We start from the raw sequence: 263 nt of genomic DNA, 5'->3' as shown, positions 1-263 counted from the left end.
GGGTTTTCCGGTGGTGCCGGAGGTGTAGAGGATGAACAGGGGGTGCTCGGCGTCGAAGGCTTGCGGTTCGTGGGTGGGGGAGGCGACCGCGACGGTGTCGTGCCACCACTGGTCGCGGCCTGCGGTCCAGGGCACCTCGATGCCGGTGCGGCGCACCACCAGCACGTGCTCGACAGTCGTCTCGCCCTCGGCGAGTGCCTCGTCCACCGCGGCCTTGAGCGGGGCGGCGGTGCCGCGGCGCCATTGGCCGTCGGTGGTGATGA

Annotated in this window: 1 protein-coding gene; it reads right to left on the bottom strand. The window is 71.5% G+C overall.

The annotated features are described in order from the left end of the window. A partial coding sequence (locus tag IU459_RS40650) for an AMP-binding protein (protein ID WP_195134353.1) occupies window positions 1-263 on the bottom strand: 263 nt, incomplete at both ends.

Origin of the sequence: Nocardia amamiensis (assembly GCF_015477605.1) — a bacterium.
Classification (GTDB): Bacteria; Actinomycetota; Actinomycetes; order Mycobacteriales; family Mycobacteriaceae; genus Nocardia; species Nocardia amamiensis_A.
The sequence above is the reverse complement of the archived record's forward strand: the minus strand, read 5'-3'. Positions and strand labels throughout refer to the sequence as shown.